Source organism: Clavibacter sp. B3I6, assembly GCF_030816895.1.
Lineage (GTDB): Bacteria > Actinomycetota > Actinomycetes > Actinomycetales > Microbacteriaceae > Clavibacter.
In genome coordinates this window covers 2899124-2922610 of sequence record NZ_JAUSYL010000001.1, presented here as the reverse complement: position 1 = coordinate 2922610, position 23487 = coordinate 2899124, and the positions used below count along the sequence as shown (strand labels likewise).

Annotated in this window: 18 protein-coding genes and 2 tRNA genes; 3 read left to right on the top strand and 17 right to left on the bottom strand. The window is 73.3% G+C overall.

Features of this window, described 5'->3' with window-relative positions:
- Nucleotides 1–148 precede the first annotated feature (148 nt).
- From QFZ62_RS14205 to QFZ62_RS14165, 9 genes are all read right to left on the bottom strand, one after another.
- Nucleotides 149–226 (bottom strand) — tRNA-Leu (locus QFZ62_RS14205).
- Between the two features lie 116 nt (nucleotides 227–342).
- Complete coding sequence (locus QFZ62_RS14200) at nucleotides 343–1833, bottom strand: NAD(P)/FAD-dependent oxidoreductase (RefSeq protein WP_307506968.1); 1491 nt, start codon at nucleotides 1831–1833, stop codon at nucleotides 343–345.
- 43 nt (nucleotides 1834–1876) lie between these two features.
- A complete protein-coding gene (locus QFZ62_RS14195; RefSeq protein WP_307506966.1) occupies nucleotides 1877–3151 on the bottom strand; it encodes a S8 family serine peptidase in 1275 nt (424 codons plus the stop codon).
- Nucleotides 3148–3663 (bottom strand): DUF501 domain-containing protein, encoded by a 516-nt coding sequence (locus QFZ62_RS14190; protein ID WP_307506964.1) that lies wholly within the window; start codon nucleotides 3661–3663, stop codon nucleotides 3148–3150. Before QFZ62_RS14190 ends, QFZ62_RS14195 begins: the two co-directional genes overlap by 4 nt.
- A complete protein-coding gene (locus tag QFZ62_RS14185; RefSeq protein ID WP_307506961.1) occupies nucleotides 3660–4214 on the bottom strand; it encodes a septum formation initiator family protein in 555 nt (184 codons plus the stop codon). The genes QFZ62_RS14190 and QFZ62_RS14185 overlap by 4 nt, the downstream gene beginning before the upstream one ends.
- Before the next feature lie 160 nt (nucleotides 4215–4374).
- Nucleotides 4375–5655 (bottom strand): phosphopyruvate hydratase, encoded by a 1281-nt coding sequence (gene eno / locus QFZ62_RS14180; RefSeq protein ID WP_307506959.1) that lies wholly within the window; start codon nucleotides 5653–5655, stop codon nucleotides 4375–4377.
- A gap of 115 nt (nucleotides 5656–5770) precedes the next feature.
- Entirely contained in the window at nucleotides 5771–7078 is a 1308-nt protein-coding gene (gene hisS, locus QFZ62_RS14175; RefSeq protein WP_307506957.1) for a histidine--tRNA ligase, read from the bottom strand.
- A gap of 12 nt (nucleotides 7079–7090) precedes the next feature.
- Nucleotides 7091–7747, bottom strand: a complete 657-nt coding sequence (locus QFZ62_RS14170; protein WP_307506953.1) for a TetR/AcrR family transcriptional regulator — start codon at nucleotides 7745–7747, stop codon at nucleotides 7091–7093.
- A 155-nt stretch (nucleotides 7748–7902) separates the two neighbouring features.
- Entirely contained in the window at nucleotides 7903–8697 is a 795-nt protein-coding gene (locus tag QFZ62_RS14165; RefSeq protein WP_307506950.1) for a MazG family protein, read from the bottom strand.
- 106 nt (nucleotides 8698–8803) lie between these two features.
- On the opposite strand from QFZ62_RS14165, the gene QFZ62_RS14160 reads away from it, so the two are divergent.
- Nucleotides 8804–10036: a Na+/H+ antiporter NhaA gene (locus tag QFZ62_RS14160; protein WP_307506947.1), complete on the top strand. Its 1233-nt coding sequence runs from the start codon at nucleotides 8804–8806 to the stop codon at nucleotides 10034–10036.
- Nucleotides 10037–10058: 22 nt separating this feature from the next.
- Here the strand turns inward: QFZ62_RS14160 and mfd are convergent, their stop codons facing one another.
- The 4 genes from mfd to QFZ62_RS14140 all read right to left on the bottom strand — a co-directional run bounded on the left by mfd (nucleotide 10059) and on the right by QFZ62_RS14140 (nucleotide 17300).
- The gene (gene mfd / locus QFZ62_RS14155; protein ID WP_307506944.1) at nucleotides 10059–13691 is read right to left on the bottom strand and encodes a transcription-repair coupling factor; all 3633 of its coding nucleotides are present in this window, start codon (nucleotides 13689–13691) and stop codon (nucleotides 10059–10061) included.
- Between the two features lie 76 nt (nucleotides 13692–13767).
- Nucleotides 13768–14355 carry an aminoacyl-tRNA hydrolase gene (gene pth / locus QFZ62_RS14150; protein ID WP_307506941.1) on the bottom strand — a complete coding sequence of 196 codons (588 nt, stop codon included), beginning with the start codon at nucleotides 14353–14355 and terminating at the stop codon, nucleotides 13768–13770.
- Between the two features lie 141 nt (nucleotides 14356–14496).
- Nucleotides 14497–15144, bottom strand: a complete 648-nt coding sequence (locus QFZ62_RS14145) for a 50S ribosomal protein L25/general stress protein Ctc (RefSeq protein WP_307506938.1) — start codon at nucleotides 15142–15144, stop codon at nucleotides 14497–14499.
- Nucleotides 15145–15314: 170 nt separating this feature from the next.
- Nucleotides 15315–17300, bottom strand: a complete 1986-nt coding sequence (locus tag QFZ62_RS14140; protein WP_307506935.1) for a gluconokinase, GntK/IdnK-type — start codon at nucleotides 17298–17300, stop codon at nucleotides 15315–15317.
- Nucleotides 17301–17383: 83 nt separating this feature from the next.
- Here QFZ62_RS14140 and gndA point away from each other — a divergent pair, with 83 nt between their 5' ends.
- A complete protein-coding gene (gndA, locus tag QFZ62_RS14135; protein WP_307506933.1) occupies nucleotides 17384–18838 on the top strand; it encodes an NADP-dependent phosphogluconate dehydrogenase in 1455 nt (484 codons plus the stop codon).
- 71 nt (nucleotides 18839–18909) lie between these two features.
- Nucleotides 18910–19284: a hypothetical protein gene (locus tag QFZ62_RS14130; RefSeq protein ID WP_307506930.1), complete on the top strand. Its 375-nt coding sequence runs from the start codon at nucleotides 18910–18912 to the stop codon at nucleotides 19282–19284.
- A gap of 32 nt (nucleotides 19285–19316) precedes the next feature.
- Here the strand turns inward: QFZ62_RS14130 and QFZ62_RS14125 are convergent, their stop codons facing one another.
- The 4 genes from QFZ62_RS14125 to QFZ62_RS14110 form a co-directional block, all read right to left on the bottom strand.
- Nucleotides 19317–20294 (bottom strand): ribose-phosphate diphosphokinase, encoded by a 978-nt coding sequence (locus QFZ62_RS14125; RefSeq protein WP_307506928.1) that lies wholly within the window; start codon nucleotides 20292–20294, stop codon nucleotides 19317–19319.
- 14 nt (nucleotides 20295–20308) lie between these two features.
- Nucleotides 20309–21853, bottom strand: a complete 1545-nt coding sequence (glmU, locus tag QFZ62_RS14120) for a bifunctional UDP-N-acetylglucosamine diphosphorylase/glucosamine-1-phosphate N-acetyltransferase GlmU (protein WP_307506926.1) — start codon at nucleotides 21851–21853, stop codon at nucleotides 20309–20311.
- 53 nt (nucleotides 21854–21906) lie between these two features.
- Nucleotides 21907–21978 (bottom strand) — tRNA-Gln (locus QFZ62_RS14115).
- A 104-nt stretch (nucleotides 21979–22082) separates the two neighbouring features.
- Entirely contained in the window at nucleotides 22083–23435 is a 1353-nt protein-coding gene (locus tag QFZ62_RS14110) for an NtaA/DmoA family FMN-dependent monooxygenase (protein ID WP_307506924.1), read from the bottom strand.
- Nucleotides 23436–23487: the final 52 nt, after the last annotated feature.

Genomic DNA, 23487 nt, shown 5'->3' with positions numbered 1-23487 from the left:
CGTCCACGGTCCCGATTCTCCGGGCCCCCTCAGCTTACGTGCCCGGATCCTTCGCGGGCGCACCGAGTGGTGACGCGTGGCTGCCTAGGTGGTCGTACCGGTGGTGGCCGGGGGCGCCGGCATGCGCGGCCGCGCTCGAGTCGGGTGGTGGTGCCCCCGCAGGGACTCGAACCCTGACCTGTAGCGATTTTAAGTCGCCCGTCTCTGCCGATTGGACTACGGGGGCCGGCGCCGGAGCGCTCCCGACAGCCTACGGTCGGCCGGAGCGCCGCGCGGCCGGACGCGACGACGGCCCGCAGGCTGCTGCCTGCGGGCCGTCGACGGGTGGTGCTAGCGGATGGATCAGGAGGTGCGCTCCTCGCCCTTCGTCTCCGCGGTGGGCGACGTGCTGTAGCTGCCGGCGAGGGCCGGGGACTTCTCGCCCTCGGTGGGGGCGTCGGCCTTGGCCTCGTCGGCCGCCTTCTTCGAGGGGGCGTCCTTCTTCTCGGCAGGCGCGGCCGGGGCGGCGTCCGCGGCGGGGCGCGGACGCGACGCGAACGTCTCGAACGCGACGCGCGGGGTCTCGCGCGCCTCGAGGGAGACGATGTCGCGGCCCCAGACCAGGTTGTTCAGCCAGCCCGTGACGACGCGCGCCTTGCGCTCGAAGCTCGGGATCGCGAGGCCGTGGTAGCCGCGGTGCATGACCCAGGCCGGGAAGCCGGTGATGCCGATCTTGCCGGACTGGAACGCGCCCTGGTACAGGCCGAGCCCCGCGACGGCGCCGAGGTTCTTGTGGAAGTAGTCGGTGATGCCCTCGCCGCGGAGGCTCGCGGTGAGGTTCTTCGCCATGAGCTTGCCCTGGCGGACGGCGTGCTGGGCGTTGGGCACGCAGAAGCCGCCGACGCCGCCGCCGGTGAGGTCGGGCGTGGCCGCTACGTCGCCGGCGCCCCAGGCGTCCGCGACGATGCCGTCGTCACCCTCGACGCGACCGTCGGCGCGCACGCGCAGGCGCCCGCGCTCCTCGATCGGGAGGTCGGTGTTCTTCAGCATCGGGCTCGCCATGACGCCCGCGGTCCAGACGATGACGTCGGACTCGAAGGACTCGCCGGTCGACAGCTCGACGACGCCGCCGACGGCGGACTTGAGCTGCGTGTCGAGGTGCACGAGCGCGCCGCGCTCGGCGAGGTTCTTGAGCACCCAGTGGCTGGTCTCGAGCGACACCTCGGGCATGATGCGGCCCATCGCCTCGATGAGGTGGAAGTGCGTGTCCTCGAAGTCGATCTCGGGGTACTTCTTCACGAGGTCGGTCGCGATGCTGCGCATCTCGGCGAAGACCTCGATGCCGGCGAAGCCGCCGCCGACCACCACGAAGGTGAGGAGGCGGTCGCGCTCGGGGCCGGCCGGCAGGGTGGCCGCACGGTCGAAGTTCGCGAAGATGCGGTCGCGGATCGCGACGGCCTCCTCGATCGTCTTCAGGCCGATGGCCTCGTCCGCGACGCCCGGGATCGGGAACGTGCGGGAGACGCTGCCGGCGGTGACGACGATGATGTCGTACTGGAACTCGTACGGCTCGCCCACGGGCGGCGTGATGGTCGCGGTCTTCGACGCGTGGTCGATGCCGGTGACCTTCGCCGTGACGACGTTGGTGGTGCGGAGGTGGCGTCGCTGGGACACGACCGCGTGGCGCGGCTCGATGGATCCGGAGACGACCTCGGGCAGGAACGGCTGGTACGTCATGTACGGCAGCGGGTCCACCATGGTGACCTCGGCCTCGCCGGATCGGAGGTGCGACTCGAGCTTCCATGCCGTGTAGAAACCGGCGTAGCCGCCGCCGACGATCAGGATTTTGGGCACGATGGATGACTCCCTGCAGGTTGTGGTCGAAATCAGGCTACCCCTAACGGAGCAGCCGTCTGAAATGCCGGAACGCGACGACGCCCATGGCGGCGGCGAGCGCCGCGAAGACGGAGAGCACGAGGGCCGGGATCCCGACCTGGCGGAGCGTCCCCGCGGTCGGCAGCGCGTCGGTCGCGGGGTCGGCGGTGGGGGCGTCGGCGGGGACCGCGGGGCTGGCGTCCGGGGTGGCGGTCGCGGTCGGCGTCGGCGTCACGACGGGCGCGCGGCGGTAGAGGCGCACCCACTCCGCCAGGTCGCCGAGGGGCTTGCCGCTCGCGGGCGCGACCGTCGCGGACACGGCGGCGGCCGCGTCGACGAGCCCGCGGCCGTAGATCTCCGGCTGGCCCTTCTGGCGGGCGGTGGCGAGGACGCGCTCGACGACGTCGTCGGCTGAGAGCTCCGGATGCGCGGCGCGCACGAGCGCGACCACGCCGGAGACGAGGGGCGCGGCGCCGCTCGTGCCGCTCCACTGCACGTACCCGCCGCCGGGCTCGACGCCCACGAGCTGCTCGCTGGGCGCGGCCACCGCGATCGTGATGCCCTGCGACGACGCGTCGAAGCTCGCAGCGCCGGAGCGGTCGACGCCCGCGACCGCGAGCACGCCGGGGATCGTGGCGGGCGCGCCCACCTCGGTCGTGCCGCTCCCCCGGTTGCCCGCGGCCGCGACGACCACGACGTCGTGCTCGTAGGCGTAGAGGAACGCCCGGTCCCAGCTCTCCGGCCAGTCGAGCGAGTTGCGGGTGAGCGACATGTTGATGACGCTGGCGCCGTTGTCGACGGCCCAGCGCACGGCGTCGGCGATCTGCGCGTCCTCGTCGCGCGCGCCCGGGGTCGGGCCGCCGAGCGCGACGGACACCGCGAGCAGGCTCGCGCCGGGTGCGACGCCGACGACGCCGGATCCGGTGCCCGTGCCGCGACCGGCGAGGAGCGACGCGACCATGGTGCCGTGCTCGCTGGACGCGCCGACGGGGCGGGTGCCGTCCGCGGATCCGATGCCCGAGACGTCCGTGCCGCCCACGACGGCGCCGCGGAGGTCGGCCACGGAGGCGTCGACGCCCGTGTCGATCACCGCGACCTTCACGCCCTCGCCGCGCGTGGTCTGCCATGCCTGCTCGACGCCGTAGTCGGCGAGCCAGTACTGGCGCTCGCGCACGGGATCCGCGTGCGCGGGCGCCGCGGCGGGCAGCACGACGGCGAGCGCGAGGATCCCGACCACGGCCGCGCGCGCGATCCGGTGGCGCGGGGCGGTCGCGTCGACGGGGCGCCCGCGGGTCATGCCGCGGCGGGTTCGGCGCACTCGCACACGTCGGGCGACCAGGACGCCCGGGCGAGCGCGATGTCGCCGATCGGGTTGACCCCGGGGCCGGCCGCGAGCGCGTGGCCCGCCAGCGCGTGCAGGCACTTCACGCGCACGGGCATGCCGCCCGCGGAGACGCCCGCGAGCTCCGGCACCACGAGGATCGACTCGCGGTCGGCGAGGTACGACGCGTGGGCCGCGGCGTACGCGTCGCGCAGCTCCTCGTCCTCGGCGAGGCCGTCCTGCAGCTCGGCCATGACGTGCTCGGCCTCGAGGTGCGAGATGGCGGCCGTGGCCGCGGGGTGGCACAGGTAGTAGAGCGTGGGGAACGGCGTGCCGTCGCTGAGGCGCGGGGCCGTGCTGACAACAGTGGGGTTGCCGCAGACGCAGCGGGCGGCGATGCCGACCACGTCGCGCGCGGGGCGGCCGAGCTGCTCGGACACGATGCGCACGTCACGCTCGGAGGGCGGGTCGAAGGGGGGTCGGGTCACTGGTCGCCTCCCTGGACGGATCCCTGGAGCTGGTCGGGCGGGGTGTCGCTGAGGGCGCTGGTGAGCGCGGAGCCGAGGAGGGCCTGGACCCAGTCCTTCCGCGTCTCCTGCAGGTCGTCGCTGATGGGCGCGCCGTCGGCCGTGGTCGCGGCGTCGCCGGACGCGGCCGGCAGCCCGCGGACGAGGTAGCTCGTCTCGCCGGGCATGACGTAGAAGAGGCGGTCGCGCACCTGCGCCTTGAGGAACGCGGGGTCGTCGTAGCGGGCGCGCTGATCCTGGAGCTCGGCGATGGTGCCCTTCTGGGCGTCCACCGCGCTCTGCAGGCTGCTCAGCTGCTGCCGCTGCTCGAGGTAGATGCGGAGGCCCGGCGCGAGCACCACGACCGTGAGGACGAGGAGCACGAGGACCATCGCGGAGAAGCCGGAGAACCGCATGCTGCGGAGCCAGTTGCCGGCGGGGGCGTCCTCGGGCAGCGCCACGGGGACGCGCTCGGTGCGCGGACGCGACGCGCGGCGGGCGCGGAGGGTGTCGAGGCCGGGGAAGCGGGCCATCGGTCCTCCTTCGTGATTCGATTCGAGTCGTGCCGTGCGGTCGTGCGGTGGTCCCGGACGGAGGCGGCGGGACGCCGGGCCCCGTGGCCCGTCGCCCCGCCGTGCGATCCGGTTGCGCCGGCGGCCCGCCCGCGCCGGTGGGCGGGGCGGGCCGGCCGGATCAGGCCTGGAAGCGCGGGAAGGCGCTGCGGCCGGCGTAGACCGCGGCGGCGCCGAGGTCCTGCTCGATGCGGAGGAGCTGGTTGTACTTCGCGACGCGCTCGCTGCGGGCGGGGGCGCCGGTCTTGATCTGGCCCGCGTCCACCGCGACCGCGAGATCCGCGATGGTGGTGTCCTCGGTCTCGCCCGAGCGGTGCGACAGCACGGTGGTGTAGCCGCTGCGCTGGGCGAGGCTGACCGCGTCGAGCGTCTCGGTGAGCGTGCCGATCTGGTTGACCTTGACGAGGATCGAGTTGGCGACGCCGCGCGTGATGCCGTCGGCGAGGCGCTTCGGGTTCGTGACGAAGAGGTCGTCGCCGACGATCTGCACCTTCGAGCCGAGCTCGGCGGTGAAGTGGTCGTAGCCGGCCCAGTCGTCCTCATCCAGCGGGTCCTCGATGGTGATGAGGGGGTAGGACGCGACGAGGTCCGCGAAGTACGCCGTCATGTGCGCGGCGTCCACCTTCTGGCCCTCGAACGTGTACGCGCCGTCGGAGTAGAACTCGCTCGAGGCGACGTCGAGGCCGAGCGCGATCTGCTTGCCGGGCGTAAAGCCGGCGGACTCGATGGCCTCCATGAGCAGGTCGAGCGCGGCGCGGTTGCTGTCGAGGTTCGGGGCGAAGCCGCCCTCGTCGCCGAGGCCGGTGGACAGGCCCTTGCCCTTGAGGAGGCTCTTGAGCGCGTGGTACGTCTCGACGCCCCAGCGCAGGCCCTCGGAGAAGGTGCTGGCGCCGACGGGGAGGAGCATGAACTCCTGGATGTCGACGTTGGTGTCGGCGTGCGAGCCGCCGTTGATGACGTTGAGCATCGGCACGGGCAGCGTGTGGGCGTTCGGGCCGCCGAGGTAGCGGTACAGGGGCAGCTCGGCCGAGTCGGCCGCGGCCTTCGCGACGGCGAGGGAGACGCCGAGGAGCGCGTTGGCGCCGAGGCGGGACTTGTTCTCGGTGCCGTCCAGCTCGATCATCGTCGCGTCGACGATGCGCTGGTCCGCGGCGTCGAGGTCCTGGATGGCCGGGCCGATCTCGTCGACGACGGCGGCGACGGCCTTCTGGACGCCCTTGCCCAGGTAGCGGCCCGCGTCGCCGTCGCGCAGCTCGTACGCCTCGAAGGCACCGGTGGACGCGCCGGACGGGACGGCGGCGCGCGTGAACGTGCCGTCCTCGAGGAGCACCTCGACCTCGACGGTCGGGTTGCCCCGGGAGTCGAGGATCTCGCGTGCGTTGACTGCTTCGATGGCTGCCACGGAATGGTCTCCTTGCGTTGCGGTGGGGGGTGGGAAGTCGCGTCCATCCTAGCCGCGGGCCCCTTCCGGGCCGCGGGCGGCGATCTGCCCGCGCAGGTGTCGCGCAGGTGACGGATCAGCCGCGCGGGCCGCCGTCGAGCGGGCGCTCCTGCAGCGACGCGGCGTCGGCCGTGTCGGCGTCGACCGCCGCGAACGTGCGGAAGCCCTGCTGCTTGAGCGACTCGAGCAGCGGCGCGACGTTCTTGGGGCGCGGCTCCAGCCGCACCCGGCGACCGGACGCGACGAGCTCGGCCTTGAGGCGCGCGAGCACGGCGACCGGGGTGCGCCGGTCGTGCACGAGCGCGATCGCGTCGGCGTCCTCCGCGGCCGGGAGGACGGCCAGGTCGACGATCCGCTCGAAGCCGATGGAGAAGCCGGCGGCCGGCACGTCCTGGCCGAGGAAGCGGCCGATCATGCCGTCGTAGCGGCCGCCGCCGCCCACCGAGCTGCCGGACGCGGGGTGCGCGATCTCGAAGATCGTGCCGGTGTAGTAGCCCATGCCGCGGACGAGGGTCGGGTCGAAGCGCAGCGTGACGCCGTCGGGCAGGCCGACGAGGGCGCCAGCCAGGGTCTCGAGGTCGGCGACCGCGTCGGGGTCGACGCCCGCGGGGAGGATGCCGGTGATCGCCTCGATGTTCATCGGCACGCCGCCGTCGGCGAGCGCCGGCTCGATGCGCTCGAGGATCCCGCCGAGCACCGCCGCGGCGTCCGCCCCGTCCTCCGCGAGCTCGGCCACGACGCCCGCGGCGCCGATCTTGTCGAGCTTGTCGATGCTGATGAGCGCCTGCGCCTGCCGGTCGGGCGCGAAGCCGCAGAAGTCGAGGATCCCGGCGAGGAGGCGGCGGTCGTTGACGCGGATCGTGCAGCCCGTGAGGCCAAGGGCCGCGAGCGTGGCGGCCGTGGCGGAGATCAGCTCGACCTCGGCCAGCTGGCCGGCCTCGCCGATGACGTCGATGTCGCACTGCATGAACTGGCGGTACCGGCCCTTCTGCGGGCGCTCGGCACGCCAGACCGGGGCGGCCTGGATGGAGCGGAAGACGCCCGGCAGCTCGGCGCGGTGCGAGGCGTAGAAGCGCGCTAGCGGCACCGTGAGGTCGAAGCGGAGGCCGAGGTCGGAGAGCGCGAGGACGTCCCCGGAGTCGGCGGCCGCGTGCAGGTCGTCGCCCGACAGGCCGCGCTTCAGCACGGAGTAGCCGAGCTTCTCGTTGTCGCCGCCGAGGCCCGCGTGCAGCCTGCCGGACTCCTCGACCACGGGCGTCTCGATCTCGTCGAAGCCGTGCGCGCGGTAGGTGCGGCGGATGATCGCGAGCGCCTGCTCGCGGCGGGCCTTCTCGGCGGGCAGGAAGTCGCGCATGCCGCGGGGCGGCGTGATCTGCTGGGGCATCCCCCGATTCTGTCAGGCGGCGGGCGGCCCCTCGGGCGCCCCGGAGGCCGCAGCGGCCGCCGCGGCCGCCGCCTCCGCCGCCGCGAGGTCGAGCCACGGCTCGATGCGCGGAGTGAAGGCGTCGATGAGCGCCTCGAAGCCGCGCATCGCCCGGTCGCGGTCGCCCGAGATCACGAAGTCGAACTGGAGGCCGTAGGACCCGGCCTGGAGGAGGTCGGCCGTGTCGACCGCGACGTCCTCGGGCACGCCGTGCGCGAGCATCCACTCGAGCCCGAAGCGCCGCCACGCGGTGACGCTCGCGATGGCGTGCGGACGCACGACGCCGTCGCGGCTGCGGAGGAGCGCGGCCTCGAACTCGAGGCGCTGGAAGTCGCGGTTCACGTCGGTGAGGCGCCAGCTCCAGGCCCGGGTCGCCCACTCGCGCAGCTGGTCGGACCGGATCGCGCGGGGGTCGCCCTCGACCATCTCCGCCTGGCGCTGGTCGATGGCGTCCATGGCGGCCTCGAGCAGCCTCTCCTTGGACCCGAAGTGGTAAACGAGCACGAAGGTGCTCTCCCCCAGCGCGTCGGCGAGGCCGCGGAAGGTCACCGACTGGAGCGGGTGCGTGCGGAGGTGGTCGAGGATGTGGGCCAGCAGATCGTCGCGACGGTGCGGATCGGGAGCTGCCACGGCCTCACCATAACAAGCGTGATGGACAGGGGGCGAAGCCCCGTACGGTGTGGGTGCCCGAGTCTGTCCGCCGTCTCCTTCGGGTGGAGGCGTCGGACGAGGCGGCCCGGGATCGGGTAAATCCCGGGTGACGCCCCCGCGGGCCGGACGACGCCTCAGGCGCTCCGGCCCGCGCTGGGCGATCCGCCGGCCGCTCCGGCGTCGTCCGCCGCGGGCTCCACCGCGCCGCCCGCCCCGTCGCGCACGGGCTCCGACGCGCGGATCTCCTCCGACAGCGACCGGAGCGTCGTGCGCAGCGCGCGCTCGGCGTCGAGGCCCCGGGATCGCGCGGAGACGACGACCGCGAGCAGCAGGCGGCCGAGGTCGTCCTCGTCCTCCACCGGGATCGCGGGCGGGGCGTCGCCGTCGAGCAGGCCGATGCGCTCGGCCCGCCCCAGCAGCTTGTCGGCGAGGGCGAGCGACGGCAGGCCCGTCGGGATCCCGTCGAGGACGCTCGTGCGCGCGGCCTTCTCGCGGTCCTTCGCCGCGCCCCAGACGCGCAGCACGTCCTCGACGGTGTCCGCGCGCTCGTCGCCGAACACGTGCGGGTGGCGGCGCACCATCTTCTCCGTCGCGGTGCGCGCGACGTCGGCGAGGCCGAAGCCCTCGCCCTCCGTGCGCGCGATGTCGGCGTGGAAGACGACCTGCAGGAGCACGTCCGCGAGCTCCTCGCGCATGCCCGGCACGTCGTCCGTCTCGATGGCCTCGACGAGCTCGTGGCTCTCCTCGAGGAGGTACGGGACGAGCGAGCGGTGCGTCATGCCCCGGTTCCAGACGCAGCCGTCGGGGGCGCGGAGGACGCCCATCGACGCCGCCAGCTCCGCGACGGCCGCGGCGTCGTCAGCTGCTGCGGTGTCGTCGGCGGCGTGAGATCCGGATGCGGATGCGGACGGCGCCGCGGGCTCGCTCATGCCGTCATCCTCCCACCGGGCCCCGGTAGGATCGGCAGCGGTGTGCCGGGAAGTCTGGTCGGCGGCGGGTGACCGTCTCCCCCTCCCCCGACCCCGGAAGGCGCACATGACCGCCCTCATCCGCTCCGAGCGCATCGCCGCCGGACTCCTCCTCCTCGCCGCCCTCGTCGGCCTCGTCGTCGCGAACACGCCCGCGGGACCCGGCCTCATCGCCTGGGCCGACGGCCACCTCGCGCTCCCCGCGATCGGCGTGGACCTGTCGCTCCGCCACTGGGTGAGCGACGGCCTGCTCGTCGTCTTCTTCTTCATCGTCGCCGTGGAGCTGAAGCACGAGTTCCTCGCCGGCGGGCTGAACAGCGTCTCGGCGGCGCTCGTCCCCGCGATCGCGGCGGTCGGCGGCGTGATCGTGCCCGCGGGCGTCTACCTCGCGATCACCGCCGGCAGCGGCTTCGAGCGCGGCTGGCCCGTGCCGACGGCCACCGACATCGCCTTCGCGCTCGGGGTGCTCGCGGTGTTCGGCCGGGGCCTCCCCGCGGCCGTGCGCGTGTTCCTCCTGGCGCTCGCGGTGCTCGACGACCTCATCGCCATCGGGATCATCGCGGTCTTCTTCACCGAGGACCTCGCGATCGTGCCGCTCGTCGTCGCCGTCGTCGGTGTCGTGCTGTTCGCCGTCGTGGGCCGCCTCGGCGTCGGGCGGACGGGCGCGGTGCGCGTCGCGGTCGTCGCCCTGCTCGTCCTCATCGCCCTGGTGACCTGGTGGGCGACGCTCTCCTCGGGGATCCACGCGACCATCGCCGGCGTCGCGCTCGGCTTCGCGCTCCCCCGCCTCTCGGGCCTCCGCGCGGCGCACGCGCTCGAGCCCCTCTCGAACGGGATCGTGCTCCCGCTGTTCGCGTTCTCCGCCGCGCTCGTCGCGATCCCCGCGGTCGGCCTCGCGGAGCTCGCGCCCGCATTCTGGGGCATCGCGCTCGCGCTGCCGCTCGGGAAGCTCGTCGGCATCACCGCGGGCGGGCTGCTCGGCGCCTGGGTCGCCCGCCGTCGGGGATCCGCCGGCGGCCTCGCCGTACCCGACCTCGTGACGGTGTCGCTCCTCGGCGGCATCGGCTTCACCGTGTCGCTGCTCATGAGCGAGCTCGCGTTCGCGGGCCTCGACGAGGTGCGCGACGAGGGCACCCTCGCGGTGCTGCTCGGCTCGGGCGTCTCGATCGTCGCGGCCGCCGTCACGCTGTCGATCCGCAGCCGCCGCGCCCGCCGCGACGGCGCCTCCGCGGACGGGGACGACGACGCCACGCGCGACGACTTCCCGGCGCACGTCGACGGCGGTCCGGCTCGCGCCTAGGCGCCGACCGGACGGCCGCTGCTCACGCCTTCGGCGCGGACTCCTTGGCGGCGGGCGCCGGCTCGACCGTGAACACGGCGTCGAGCAGCTGCCGCACCCAGTCGACGAGCTCGGCGTCGGGCAGCGGCTCGCCGTCGCGCTTGGGGAGCGGCACGGTCACGGCGTTGGTCTGCGCGAACAGGCGGCTGCCGGGGTACATGCGCTGCAGGCGCACCTGCTTGCTGTCGGCGAGGTCGGCCGGCGCGATGCGCAGGTTCGGCCCCATGGCGACGACCTCGCTGAGCCCGGCCCGCTGCGCGACGCGGCGCAGGCGCGACACCCGCACGAGGTTGTCGACCTCCACGGGCGGCTCGCCGTAGCGGTCCGACAGCTCCTCGATGACCCGGTCGATCTGGTCGTCGGTCGCCGTGGGCGAGGCCGCCGTGGACAGCTTCTGGTACGCCTCGAGGCGCAGCCGCTCGCTGTCGACGTACTCCTCGGGGATGTGCGCGTCGACCGGCAGCTCGAGCCGCAGCTCGGTCTGGCCCTCGGCGACGTCGCCGCGGAAGGTGGAGACGGCCTCGCCGATCATCCGCAGGTAGAGGTCGAAGCCCACGCCCTGGATGTGGCCCGACTGCTCGCCGCCCAGCAGGTTGCCCGCGCCGCGGATCTCGAGGTCCTTGAGCGCGACCTGCATGCCCGAGCCCAGCTCGTTGTTGGCCGCGATGGTCGACAGCCGGTCGTGCGCCGTCTCGGACAGCGGCTTGTCGGCGTCGTAGAGGAAGTACGCGTACGCGCGCTCCCGGCCCCGGCCCACGCGGCCGCGCAGCTGGTGCAGCTGGCTGAGGCCGTACTTGTCGGCCCGGTCGATGATGAGCGTATTGGCGTTGGCGATGTCGAGGCCGGTCTCGATGATGGTGGTCGACACGAGCACGTCGAACTTCCGCTCCCAGAAGTCGACGATGACCTGCTCCAGCATCGACTCGCTCATCTTGCCGTGGGCGACGGCGACGCGCGCCTCGGGCACGAGCTCCGCCAGCTCGGAGGCCACGCGGTTGATGCTCGAGACGCGGTTGTGCACGAAGAAGACCTGCCCCTCGCGCAGCAGCTCGCGCCGGATGGCCGCCGCGATCTGCTTCTCGCTGTTGGGGCCCACGAAGGTGAGGATCGGGTGCCGGTCCTCCGGCGGGGTCGCGAGCGTCGACATCTCGCGGATGCCCGTGACCGCCATCTCCAGCGTGCGCGGGATCGGCGTGGCCGACATCGCGAGGATGTCGACGTTGGCCTTGAGCTTCTTCAGCGCGTCCTTGTGCTCCACGCCGAACCGCTGCTCCTCGTCGATGATGACGAGCCCCACGTCCTTGAACGCGATGCTGCCCGTGAGGAGGCGGTGCGTGCCGATGACGACGTCGACGGATCCGTCCTCCAGCCCCTTGACGGTCTCGCGCGACTCCTTCTCCGACTGGAAGCGGCTGAGCTGGCGCAGGTGCACGGGGAACCCGGCGAAGCGCTCGGAGAACGTCTCGAAGTGCTGCTTCACGAGGAGCGTCGTGGGCACGAGCATCACGACCTGCTTGCCGTCCTGCACCGCCTTGAACGCGGCGCGGACGGCGATCTCCGTCTTGCCGAACCCGACGTCGCCCGAGACCAGGCGGTCCATGGGGATGGGGCTCTCCATGTCGCGCTTGACCTCGTCGATGACGGTGAGCTGGTCGGGCGTCTCCATGAAGGGGAACGCCTCCTCGAGCTCGCGCTGCCACGGGGTGTCCGGCGGGAAGGCGTGCCCGCGCGACGCCATGCGCGCGGAGTACAGCTTGACGAGCTCGACCGCGATGTCGCGGACGGCCCGGCGCGCCTTGCCCTTCGCGGCGGCCCAGTCGCTGCCGCCCATCTTGCTGAGGGCGGGCTCCTCGCCGCCGACGTAGCGGCTGAGGAGGTCGAGCTGGTCGGTGGGCACGAAGAGCTTGTCGCCCGGGTAGCCGCGCTTCGAGGGCGCGTACTCGATGACGAGGTACTCGCGCCGCGTCTTCACCGCGTTGCGGCCGCCGGAGGACACCTCGCGCTGCGTGAGCTCGACGAACCTTCCGATACCGTGCGTGGTGTGGACGACGTGGTCCCCGGGCTTCAGCTGCAGCGGGTCGACGACGTTCTTGCGCCGCGTGGCGAGCTTCTTGACCTGGCGGCTGTCGTACCCGGCGGCGCGCCCGTAGAACTCGCTCTCGGTGAGGAGCGCGAGCTTGACCTCGGGCATCTCGAAGCCGGCGTCGATGGCGGAGCGGAGGAGGTACGCGATGCCCGCCTCGGGCTCCGCGGGGAACTCCTCGACGACGCGCGCGGGGACGCCGGCCTCGCGCAGGACGGTGTCGGCGCGCTCGACGAGGCCGGATCCCTGGGCCACGATGCCCACGCTCCAGCCGGCCGCGAGGCGCTCGCGCACGTGCTCGATGGCCCCGTCGGCGTTGCCCGCGAAGCTCGGCACGGGGTCGGCCTGGATGCGCACGGTCATGACCTCGTCGATGCCCAGGTCCTCCGGCAGCACGTCCGTGGCCTGGAAGCCCGACAGGGTCCACCAGCGGCGCGGGCCGCGGGCGTCGCGCAGGCGGCCGAGGGAGAGGAAGTCGCCGGAGGCGAGGTCGATGGGCGCCTGCGCGCCCGCGGTGGCGGCGTTCCACGCGGCGTCGAGGAACTCGCGGTTGGTGTCGGCGAGGCTCTGCGCGCGGGTGGACACGCGCTCCGGCGACACGACCGCGATGGCGGCGTCGACCGGCAGGTAGTGCGTGACCGGGACGAGCCGGTCGACGAGCGCCGGCGCGAGCGACTCCATGCCCTCCACCGGGATGCCCTCGGCGATCTTCGCCAGCATCTGCTGCAGGTTCGGGAACTCGTGCTGCATCTCGCGGGCGCGCTGCCGCACGGGCGCGCTCAGCAGCAGCTCCCGGCTCGGCGGCAGCTCCACGGACTCGACCGTCTCCTCGAGGGAGCGCTGGTCGGCGACCGCGAACGGCCGCATCTGGTCGACCTCGTCGCCGAAGAACTCGACGCGGACGGGGTGGTCGGACACGGGCGGGAAGACGTCGAGGATGCCGCCGCGCACCGCGAACTCGCCGCGGCGCGTGACCATGTCGACCCGCGAGTAGGCGAGGTCGACGAGCCGCACGGCGAGCTCGGAGAGGTCGTGGCCGCGGCTGCCGGTGACGAGCTGCACGGGCGCGAGCTCGGTGAGGTTGTCGGCGACGGGCTGCAGCGCTGCGCGCACGGAGGCGACGATGACGAGCGGGCGGACCGCGGCGGCCGGCACCTCGCGGGCGCCCTGGCCGAGCGCGGCGTGCCACGCCTCCATGCGGCGGAGGGCGTGGATCCGCTTGCCGACGATCTCCGCGCTCGGGCTCAGCCGCTCATGCGGCAGCGTCTCCCACGCCGGGAACTCGAGGATCTCGGCGTCGGGCAGCACCGCGTCGAGGCTGCGGCGCATGCCCTCGGACTCGCGGCCGGTGGCGGTGACGACGAGCAGGCACCCCGGGATGCCGCGCTGGATGCGCTGGCGGAGGAGCCCCGCGAGCAGCGGCCCCTGGAGCCCCTCGGTGAGGGAGAAGTCGGCGTCGCGGGAGGCCGATGCGAGGGCGTCGTCGAACGTGGAGGCGCGCGAGAGCGCCGGGATCAAGCCCTGGAGGATCACCAGATGATCGTACGCGCCGCCACCGACAGGGCCGCCGTCGTCCGCCGTGGGCGGACGCGCGGATCCCGCGGACGGATCAGGATGCGGCGGTGTGGAAGCGCAGCTGCGCCGCGATGAGGCCGTCGGAGGCGATCATCTCCACCGCGTCGGCCGCGTCCTCGAGCACGTTCGGCAGCACCTGCCGCTCCGTGGAGGCGAAGGGCTTCAGCACGAAGTCGGCGGCGTCCTGGCGCCCGGGCGGCCGGCCGATGCCGATCCGCACGCGCGTGAAGTCGCCCGTCCCGACCGAGGAGATGATGTCGCGGATGCCGTTGTGGCCCCCGTGCCCGCCGCCCTGCTTGAGCTTCATCGCGTCGAAGGGGATGTCGAGCTCGTCGTGCGCGACCACGAGCTGCGTCTCGTCGAGCGAGAAGTACTTGAGGAGGTTGGCGACCGGGCCGCCGGACAGGTTCATGAACGAGCTCGGCTTCGCGAGGATGAGCTTCGGCCCGCCGGGCACCGCGCGCCCCTCCGCGACCTGCGCGTTGGCGCGGTGCGAGCGGAAGGCGACGCGCATCCGGTCGGCGAGGACGTCGAGCGCCATCTGGCCGACGTTGTGTCGCGTGCCCGCGTACTGCGGGCCGGGGTTGCCGAGGCCGACCACGAGCAGGGTCCGGTCGTCCACGTGCGCTCTCCTCGTCCTCGTGCGCATCCGCTCCCGGATGCGCGGAGCCCGCCGGCCGCCGCCGGGTCCCCGGTCGGCGGCCGACGGGCTGCGTCGTGCTGCGTGCTGTCGTGCGACGCGGCCGCGGGGGCCGCGCGGGTGCTACTTGTCGGAGTCGTCCGACTGGTCGCCGGTGGCGCCGTCGTCGGTGACCGCGACGTCCGCGTCGCCCTCGGCCACGACGTCCTCGTCCACCGCGTCGGTGGTGAGGTCGAGCTGGGGCACGGAGACCGCGAGCACGAGGGTGTCGGGGTCGGTGACCAGCGTGGCGCCGGCGGGGAGGGTGACCTGGCCGGCCGTGACCTGCGCGCCCTCCTCGAAGCCCTCGATGGAGACGACGAAGTTCTCCGGGATGTGCGTGGCCTCGACGTCGACCGTGATGGACGTGTTCTCGAGGCTGTGGATCGTGCCGGGGTAGGACTCGCCCTCGACGTGGATCGGGACCTCGACCTCGACGCGCTCACCCTGGCGGACGACGATGAGGTCGACGTGCTCGATGATCTGGCGGACGGGGTCCTTCTGGACGTCCTTCACCAGCGCGAGCTGCGGCGTGCCGGCGATGTCGAGCGTGATGATCTGGTTCGCCTTGCGGATGATGAGCATGAGCTCGTGGCCGGGCAGCGTGACGTGCTGGGGGTCGGTGCCGTGGCCGTAGATGACCGCGGGGATCTTGCCGACCGCGCGGATCTTGCGGGCCGCGCCCTTGCCGAACTGCGTGCGCAGCTCCGCGGTGAGGTTGTTGTCAACCATGGTGTCGCTCCTAGTGCGGCCCGTGAGGGCTCGCGTCGTGTGTGTGTCGTCTGCTCGAACGCTTGCGCGTGAGGAATGAGGTGCGAGCCCCGTCCACCGCGTCGATAACGGACCGCCGCCGTGCTCGCGCACGGCCCCTGCGATCCCTCGCCGAAGTTCAACCCCCGATGCTACCGGACGGACGGGTCCCCGGTCGACGTCCCCGCGGGAGCGGGCGCCGGGGCTCCCGGCGCGGGCGGCGTGGACTGCCCCACGCGGAGCCGCAGCCCGTCGTGCACGCCGTCGACCACGTCCTCGAACGCGACGGGCGCGCCGAGCGTGGCCGACACGTAGACGCTGACGACGGTGGCGAGCGAGAGGAACGCGTCATCCACCGTGACGCCGGCCGGGCGACCGGTGCGGAGCGCGTCGGCGATGTCGTCGTACTGGCGGTAGTGGCCCTCGAGGTAGGTGTTGTCGAGGCGCGGCGAGCGCGGCAGCTCGGCGGCGTGCAGCTCGAGCTCCGCGTCGTTCCGCACGTCGGCCTGCGCGGGCACGCCGGACTCGGGCGCTGCGTGGAAGTAGGTGAGCGACCCGGCCTCGATGACGGCGGATCCGCGCGTCCCCTGCACCTGCACGCGGGTGTCGAGGCCCGGGTACCCGGCGGTGGTCGCCTGCATGGTGGCGAGGGCGCCGGACGCGAAGCGGATCACGGCGACCGCGACGTCCTCGACCTCGATGCCGTCGTGGGCGAGCAGCGCCGTCTGCGCGTACACCTCGACCGGGCGGCCGAGGTAGGAGACGAGGAGGTCGAGCGTGTGGACGCCCTGGTTCATGAGCGCCCCGCCGCCGTCGAGGTCCCAGGTGCCGCGCCAGTGGCCGGAGTCGTAGAAGCCCTGGCTGCGCCACCAGGGCGCGGTCGCGACGGCGGACGTGAGGCGGCCGAGGCGGCCCGAGCGCACGGCGCGGTCCACGACGACGCTCGACGGGTTGAAGCGGTGCTGGCTGATGACGGTGGAGAGGATCCCCCGCCCGGCGGCCTCGCGCGCGAGCTCCGCGATGCGGCGGCCCCGCGCGAGGTCGACGTCGAGGGGCTTCTCGATGACGACGTGCAGGCCCGCCGCGAGCGCCTCCTCGGCGAGGCCGATGTGGAGGCCGCTCGGGGTGCAGATCACGACGAGCTCGGCGGCGTCCTCGCGGATCAGGTCGCCGAGCCGGGCGAACACGCGCGGGCGGGCGGCGCGCAGCTCGTCGACGACGACGTCGGCCAGCTCCTCGGCCGTGGCCGCGGTGACGTCGACGAGCGCGGCGACGCGGAACTCGGGGTGCTCGGCGAGGACGCGCGCGTGGTGCGTGCCGATGACGCCGCAGCCGACGATCGCGACGCGGATCGGCTCGTGCACGGCGGCCGCGGGGGCGCCGTCGGCAGCCGGGGCGGGATCGGCGGCGCGGACCGCGGCGCTGTCGGCGGATGCGTCGACGCCGGCGTCCGAGCGCGCGGCGCGCACGAGCGCGGGGACGGACGCCTCGGGGACCGCCGCGGCGGGCTCGGTGGACGTGGCCGGCGCGTCGTCGACCCGCCCGGGCGACGCCGTACGGCCGCCCGGCAGCAGCTCGCGGACGGCCGCGTCGGCGAGCGCCACGGGGTCGTCGGCGGTGTCCAGCGTGATCCCCGGCTCGTCGTCGCCGAGCGGCTCGAGCGTGCGCAGCTGCGACGCGAGGAGGCTCGACGGCATGAAGTGGCCCTCGCGGGCACGGAGCCGCTCGGCCAGCAGCTCGTGGTCGCCGGCGAGGTGGACGACGACGGCGTCGGGCGCGGCGGCGCGGAGGACGTCGCGGTAGGAGCGCTTCAGCGCGCTGCACGCGACCACGGGCCCGCCCTCGGCACGGCCGGCGAGCGCGCGTCCGACCTCCTCGAGCCAGGGGCGGCGGTCCTCGTCGTCCAGGGCGCGGCCCTCGGCCATCGTGCGGCGGTTGGCCTCGGGGTGCAGGTCGTCGCCGTCGACGAAGGGCACGCCCGCGTCCTGGGCGAGGAGCTCGCCGACGGTCGACTTCCCGGATCCGGAGACCCCCATCACGATCACGGGCGGGAACGGTCGGACGGCGTCGATGCGGATCACTCCCTGCGGTTCGGTGAGGAACTCGTGCGGCGCGACCGTCGCGGTGCGCCCGTCCATCCTACGAGACGCTCCCTGTCGTCCCGCTGACGCGCGGGAGCCCGGGCGTAGCCTGAGCACCACTGTCGACAAGGAGGCATCAGATGTCAGATGACCAGCAGGCCACGGCGAACATCGGGGTGGTGGGGCTCGCGGTGATGGGCTCGAACCTCGCCCGCAACCTCGCCAGCCGCGAGGGCAACACGGTCGCGGTGTACAACCGCACCACCCAGAAGACCACCGACCTCATCGAGGCGCACCCGGAGGCCGGCTTCGTCGCCGCCACCACGGTCGAGGAGTTCGCGGCGTCGCTGCAGCCCCCCCGCACCGCGATCATCATGGTGAAGGCCGGGCGCGGCACGGACGCGGTCATCGAGCAGCTGACCGCGGCGTTCGAGGAGGGCGACATCATCGTGGACGGCGGCAACGCGCTGTTCACCGACACGATCCGCCGCGAGAAGGAGGTGCGCGCCCAGGGCCTGCACTTCGTCGGCGCCGGCATCTCCGGCGGCGAGGAGGGCGCGCTCAAGGGACCGAGCATCATGCCCGGCGGCACCGCGGAGGCGTACGAGACGCTCGGCCCGATCCTCGAGTCGATCGCCGCGGTCGCGGAGGGCAGGCCCTGCGTCACCCACATCGGCACCGACGGCGCCGGGCACTTCGTGAAGATGATCCACAACGGCATCGAGTACGCCGACATGCAGCTCATCGCCGAGTCGTTCGACCTCCTGCGCCGCGTGGGCGGCCACGAGCCGGACGCCATCGCGGACGTGTTCGAGGCGTGGAACGGGGGCGACCTCGAGTCGTACCTCATCGAGATCACCGCGGAGGTGCTCCGCCAGAAGGACGCGTCGACGGGCACGCCGCTCGTCGACGTGATCGTCGACCAGGCCGGCTCCAAGGGCACGGGCGTCTGGACGGTGCAGAACGCGGTGGGCCTCGGCGTGCCGGTCGGCGGGATCGCGGAGGCCGTGTTCGCGCGCGCCGTGTCCTCGAAGCCGGAGCAGCGGAAGGCCGTGCAGGCGACGATCACGAGCCGGCCGGAGATCCAGTCCGGCGGCGACACGTTCGAGGACGACGTGCGGGCCGCGCTCTACGCGAGCAAGGTCGTCGCGTACGCCCAGGGCTTCGACGCGATCATCGCGGGCGCGAAGGAGTACGGCTGGGACATCGACAAGGGCAAGGTCGCGGAGATCTGGCGCGGCGGCTGCATCATCCGCGCGCAGTTCCTCAACCGCATCGTGGAGGCGTACGAGAAGGACTCCGGCCTCGCGACGCTGCTCGAGGACCCGTACTTCGCGAAGGCCGTCGCCGACGGCGAGCAGGCCTGGCGCCGGGTCGTCTCGGTCGCCGCGCTGTCGGGGATCCCGGTGCCCGGCTTCGCGTCGGCGCTGAGCTACTACGACTCGCTCGCCTCCGAGCGCCTGCCCGCCGCCCTGGTGCAGGGCCAGCGCGACTTCTTCGGCGCGCACACGTACCACCGCACCGACCGGGAGGGCACCTTCCACACGCTGTGGTCCGGCGACCGCTCCGAGGTCGAGGCGGAGGACACGCACTAGCGGATCCGCCCCGCGTCGCCGACGCCCCGCCGCCCCTCGTGGGCGGCGGGGCGTCTGTCACACTGGGGCGGATGGACGAGGACGAGCACCCCGAGCTCGCGGGCTACGAGCCGCACCGCCCGCGGAGCCTGCGCAGCAAGCGCACGCTCGTCGTGATGCGGGTGGTCGTCGTCGTCGGGATCGTGAGCCTGCTGCTCCCCGGCATCGTCACCATGGTGCGCGTCGGCGCGAGCACGGCCGACATGGCCTGCGCCGACTTCGTGCGCTTCGAGCGGCCGGACTCGCCCTCCTACGAGGTGCGGTTCCAGCTCTTCGGACCCGGCGTCGTCGGGTACGAGTGCTACACGAGGTACGCCTTCGGCGGCGACGAGCACATCGTGTCGCTCGGGCTCATCCCCTCGGGGCGCGTCGCGCGCGAGGTCGTCGAGCGGGGCTCCCGGGACTGACCCGGTCGCTCCGACCGACGGCGACGAGGGGCCTAGGCCGCGCCGTCGAACATGCTCGTGACGGATCCGTCGTCGAACACCTCGTGGATCGCACGGGCCAGCAGCGGCGCGATGGGCAGCACCGTGAGCTTGTCCCAGCGCTTCTCCTCCGGGATCGGCAGCGAGTCCGTCACCACGACCGAGTCGATGTGCGGGCTGTCGAGGATCTGCGTGGCCGGGTCCGAGAAGACCGCGTGCGTGGCGGCGACGACGACGCCCGTGGCGCCGTTCTTCTTCAGCGCCTCAGCGGCCGAGACGATGGTGCGGCCGGTGTCGATGAGGTCGTCGACCAGGAGGCAGACGCGGCCCTCCACGTCGCCCACGATCTCGTGCACGGTGACCTGGTTGTGCACCTTCGGGTCGCGGCGCTTGTGGATGATGGCGAGCGGCGCGCCGAGCTTGTCGCTCCAGATGTCGGCGACGCGGACACGTCCCATGTCGGGCGACACGACCGTGAGCGTCTTGGAGTCGAGCACGGAGCGCATGTGCTCGAGGAGCACGGGCATCGCGAAGAGGTGGTCGACGGGGCCGTCGAAGAAGCCCTGGATCTGGGCGGCGTGCAGGTCGACCGACATGATGCGGTCGGCGCCGGCGGCCTTGAAGAGGTCCGCGACGAGACGGGCGGAGATCGGCTCGCGGCCGCGGCCCTTCTTGTCCTGGCGGGCGTAGGGGTAGAACGGCGCGACCACGGTGATGCGCTTGGCCGAGGCCCGCTTCATCGCGTCGACCATGATGAGCTGCTCCATGAGCCACTCGTTGATGGGCGCCGTGTGCGACTGGATGACGAACGCGTCGCTGCCGCGGACGCTCTCGTCGTAGCGGATGTAGAGCTCGCCGTTGGCGAAGGTCCGCGCGTCGGTGTGCACGAGCGTGGTCTCGAGCTCCTGGGCGATCTGCTCGGCGAGCTCGGGGTGCGCGCGACCCGTGACGATCACGAGCCGCTTCTCTCCGGCGGTCTTGATTGCGGGCACGGGACTCCGTCTCGTCAGTGCTGCTCGGTGGGGTCGGTCCCGGACGGCTCGTCCTGGTGCCCGTCGGCCGCCTCGACGGCGGCCCGGGCCTCGGGGGTGCCCGGTCGCTTGGCCTCGGTCCAGCCGACCATGTTGCGTTGCGGCGCCACCGAGATGCCGAGTGCGCCGGGCGGGACGTCCTTGCGGATGACGGCACCGGCACCCGTGTAGGAGCCCGTACCGATCCTAACGGGTGCGACGAGGACGTTCCGCGAGCCGAGGTGGACGTGGTCGCCCACCTCCGTGCGGTGCTTGGCGACGCCGTCGTAGTTGGCGAAGATCGCGCCCGCGCCGATGTTCGAGTGCTCCCCGACGGTCGCGTCGCCCACGTAGCTGAGGTGCGGCACCTTGCTGTGCGCGCCGATCTCCGCGTTCTTCGTCTCGACGTAGGCGCCGATCTTGCCGTCGTCGCCGAGGCGCGTGCCGGGGCGGAGGAAGGAGAACGGGCCGACGGTCGCGCGGGCGCCGATGACGCTGAGGTTCGCGTCGGTGCGGCGGACCTCCGCGTCCTCGCCGACCTCGGTGTCGCGGAGGGTCGTGTCGGGGCCGACGGTCGCGCCGGCGGCGACCGTCGAGGCGCCGAGGACCTGCGTGCCCGGGAGGATCGTGACGTCGGCGGCGAGCGTGGCCCGCACGTCGATCCACGTGGTGCGCGGATCCTGGATCGTCGCGCCCGCGAGCTGCCAGCGGCGGATGATGCGCGCGTTCAGCTCGGTCGCGGCGGCCGTGAGCTGCACGCGGTCGTTGATGCCGGCGACGAGCCAGCTGTCGCGCACGGGCAGGGCCTCGATGGAGCCGCCCGCGCGGCGGATCACGTCGGCCGCGTCGGTGAGGTACTTCTCGCGCTGCGCGTTGTCCGTGCCGATGACGCCGAGGGTCTGGCGGAGGGCCTCGGCGTCGAAGACGTAGACGCCCGCGTTCACCTCGTCGATGCGGAGCTGGTCGCCGGTGGCGTCCTTCTGCTCGACGATGGCCTCGAAGGCGCCGTCCCGGCCGCGGATGATGCGGCCGTTGCCGGTCGGGTCGTCGAGGCGGGCGGTGAGGAGGGTCAGGTCGTTGCGGGCCTGGCGGTGCGCGGAGACGAGCGAGCGGAGCGTGGCCGCGTCGAGCAGCGGGACGTCGCCGGAGAGCACGACGACCTGGCCCGTGAAGCCGTCGGGCAGGGCCGTGATGCCCACCTCGACGGCGCGGCCGGTGCCGGGGATCTCGTCCTGGTCGACCACGACGGCCTGCGGGGAGAGCGCGCGGACGACCTCGACGACCTGGTCGCGCTCGTGGCGGACCACCGTGACGATGTGGCGGGCGCCGAGCTCCTCGGCGGTCGCGAGCACGTGGCCGACGAGCGGCAGGCCGGCGAGCGGGTGCAGGACCTTGGGGAGGCGCGAGCGCATGCGCGTGCCCTGGCCGGCCGCGAGGATCACGACCGCGATGGACGGGCTGCGGGGCTCCCCGTCGACGTCGAGCTCGCCGGTGACGATGGGGATCTCGCGGGTCCTCGGCGTGCTGTCTGAGTCGGTCATGGCGATCTCCCTGATCTGGGTCCGTCGGTCCGGCGCGCCCGGGTGGGGCGTCGCTCCGCCCCCAGGATTCGAACCTGGACCTCACAGCTCCAAAGGCTGAAGTGCTGCCGTTACACCAAGGCGGACCGCTCCACGGCCCGGCCGTGCGCAGGTCGAGTCTGCCAGACCGCGGGACGCGGGCTCCCCGTGCGCGCGGCCGGCCGGCCGGGCTCGCGCCGCGGGGCATCCCCTAGCGACCGAGCACGCGCCGGTCCCGTCCGTAGCGCGGGGCCGCGCCCATGCTCTCGCGGAGGGTGGCGGCCTCGTAGTCCAGGTGGAAGATCCCGCGATCCTGGAGGATCGGGACGACCTGGTCGACGAAGTCGTCGACGCCGTCGTGCAGGCTGTCGATGGACAGGGAGAACCCGTCGCAGGCGCCGGCCTCGAACCACTCCTGCATGAAGTCGGCGACCTCCTCGGCCGTGCCGGCGACGACGGGGTGGAAGTCGATGACGCCGTGCGCGATGACGTCGCGCAGCGACCAGCCCTCGCGGACGACCTCGAGGGCCCGGACGGCCCGCGGATCCCCGGGGCTCGCGACCGCGCGGGCGAGGAGCTCCGCGGGCACGGGCTCGTCGATGGCGTCGTACGTCAGGGGCAGGCCGATCATGTGCCCGAGGTAGGCGACGCGCTGGTGCAGGTCGAGCGACTCGTCCAGGAACCGGCGCCGGTCGAGGGCCTCGCGCTTCGTGGCGGCGACCGTGGGCATGAAGCCGGCGAGCATCTTGATGTCGTCCGCGTCCCGGCCGGCCGCGACGGCGGCCGCGCGCAGGGCATCGCGCTGGGCGCGGGCGGAGGGGATGTCGAACGGGTTCGCGTAGACGCCGTCGGCGTAGCGACCCGCGAGCTCGAGCCCGTTCTGCCCTCCCCCGGCCTGGAAGATCACCGGCTGCCCCTGCTCGGACGGCGGGATCGGCAGGGGGCCGACGGACGCGACGTGCTGGCCGCTCAGGTCGATCGGCCGGACCTTCGACGCGTCCGCGTAGCGGCCGGCCGCGACGTCGCCGATGAGCGCGTCCGCCTCCCAGCTGCCCCAGAGCGCCTCGACGATCTGGATGACCTCGTGCGCCCGGGCGTACCTCTCCGGCCGCGGCGGCACCTGCGCGCCGAAGTTGGCGGCCGCGTCCGGGTTCGAGGTCGTGACGGCGTTCCAGCCGATCCGGCCGTGGCTGACCACGTCCATCGCCTTGTACTGGCGGGCGATGTTGTACGGCTCGTTGAAGGTCGTGGACGCGGTCGCGACCAGGCCGATGCGCGTCGTCTCACGCGCGAGGGAGGTCATGACGACCACCGGGTCGATCACGTGCCGCTGCGGCTGGACGTCGAGATCGGTCTCCAACGCCGGGGTGTCGGCGAAGAACAGCAGGTGGATCTTGCCGCGCTCGGCGGCCTGCGCATGGCGGACGTGCTCGTCCATGTCCGTGTAGCTGTCCAGCGGCACACCGGGGAGGCGCCAGGCGCCGGGTACTCCGCCGAAGCCGCCGACGAGCTGCATGGCGATGAGCATCTGGGGGGTGGTGCGGGACCTGTCGTCGATCTCCATGGATCCATGGTCCGACCTTCACATAGGTGTGAATGTCAAGCGGCGTCTCCCC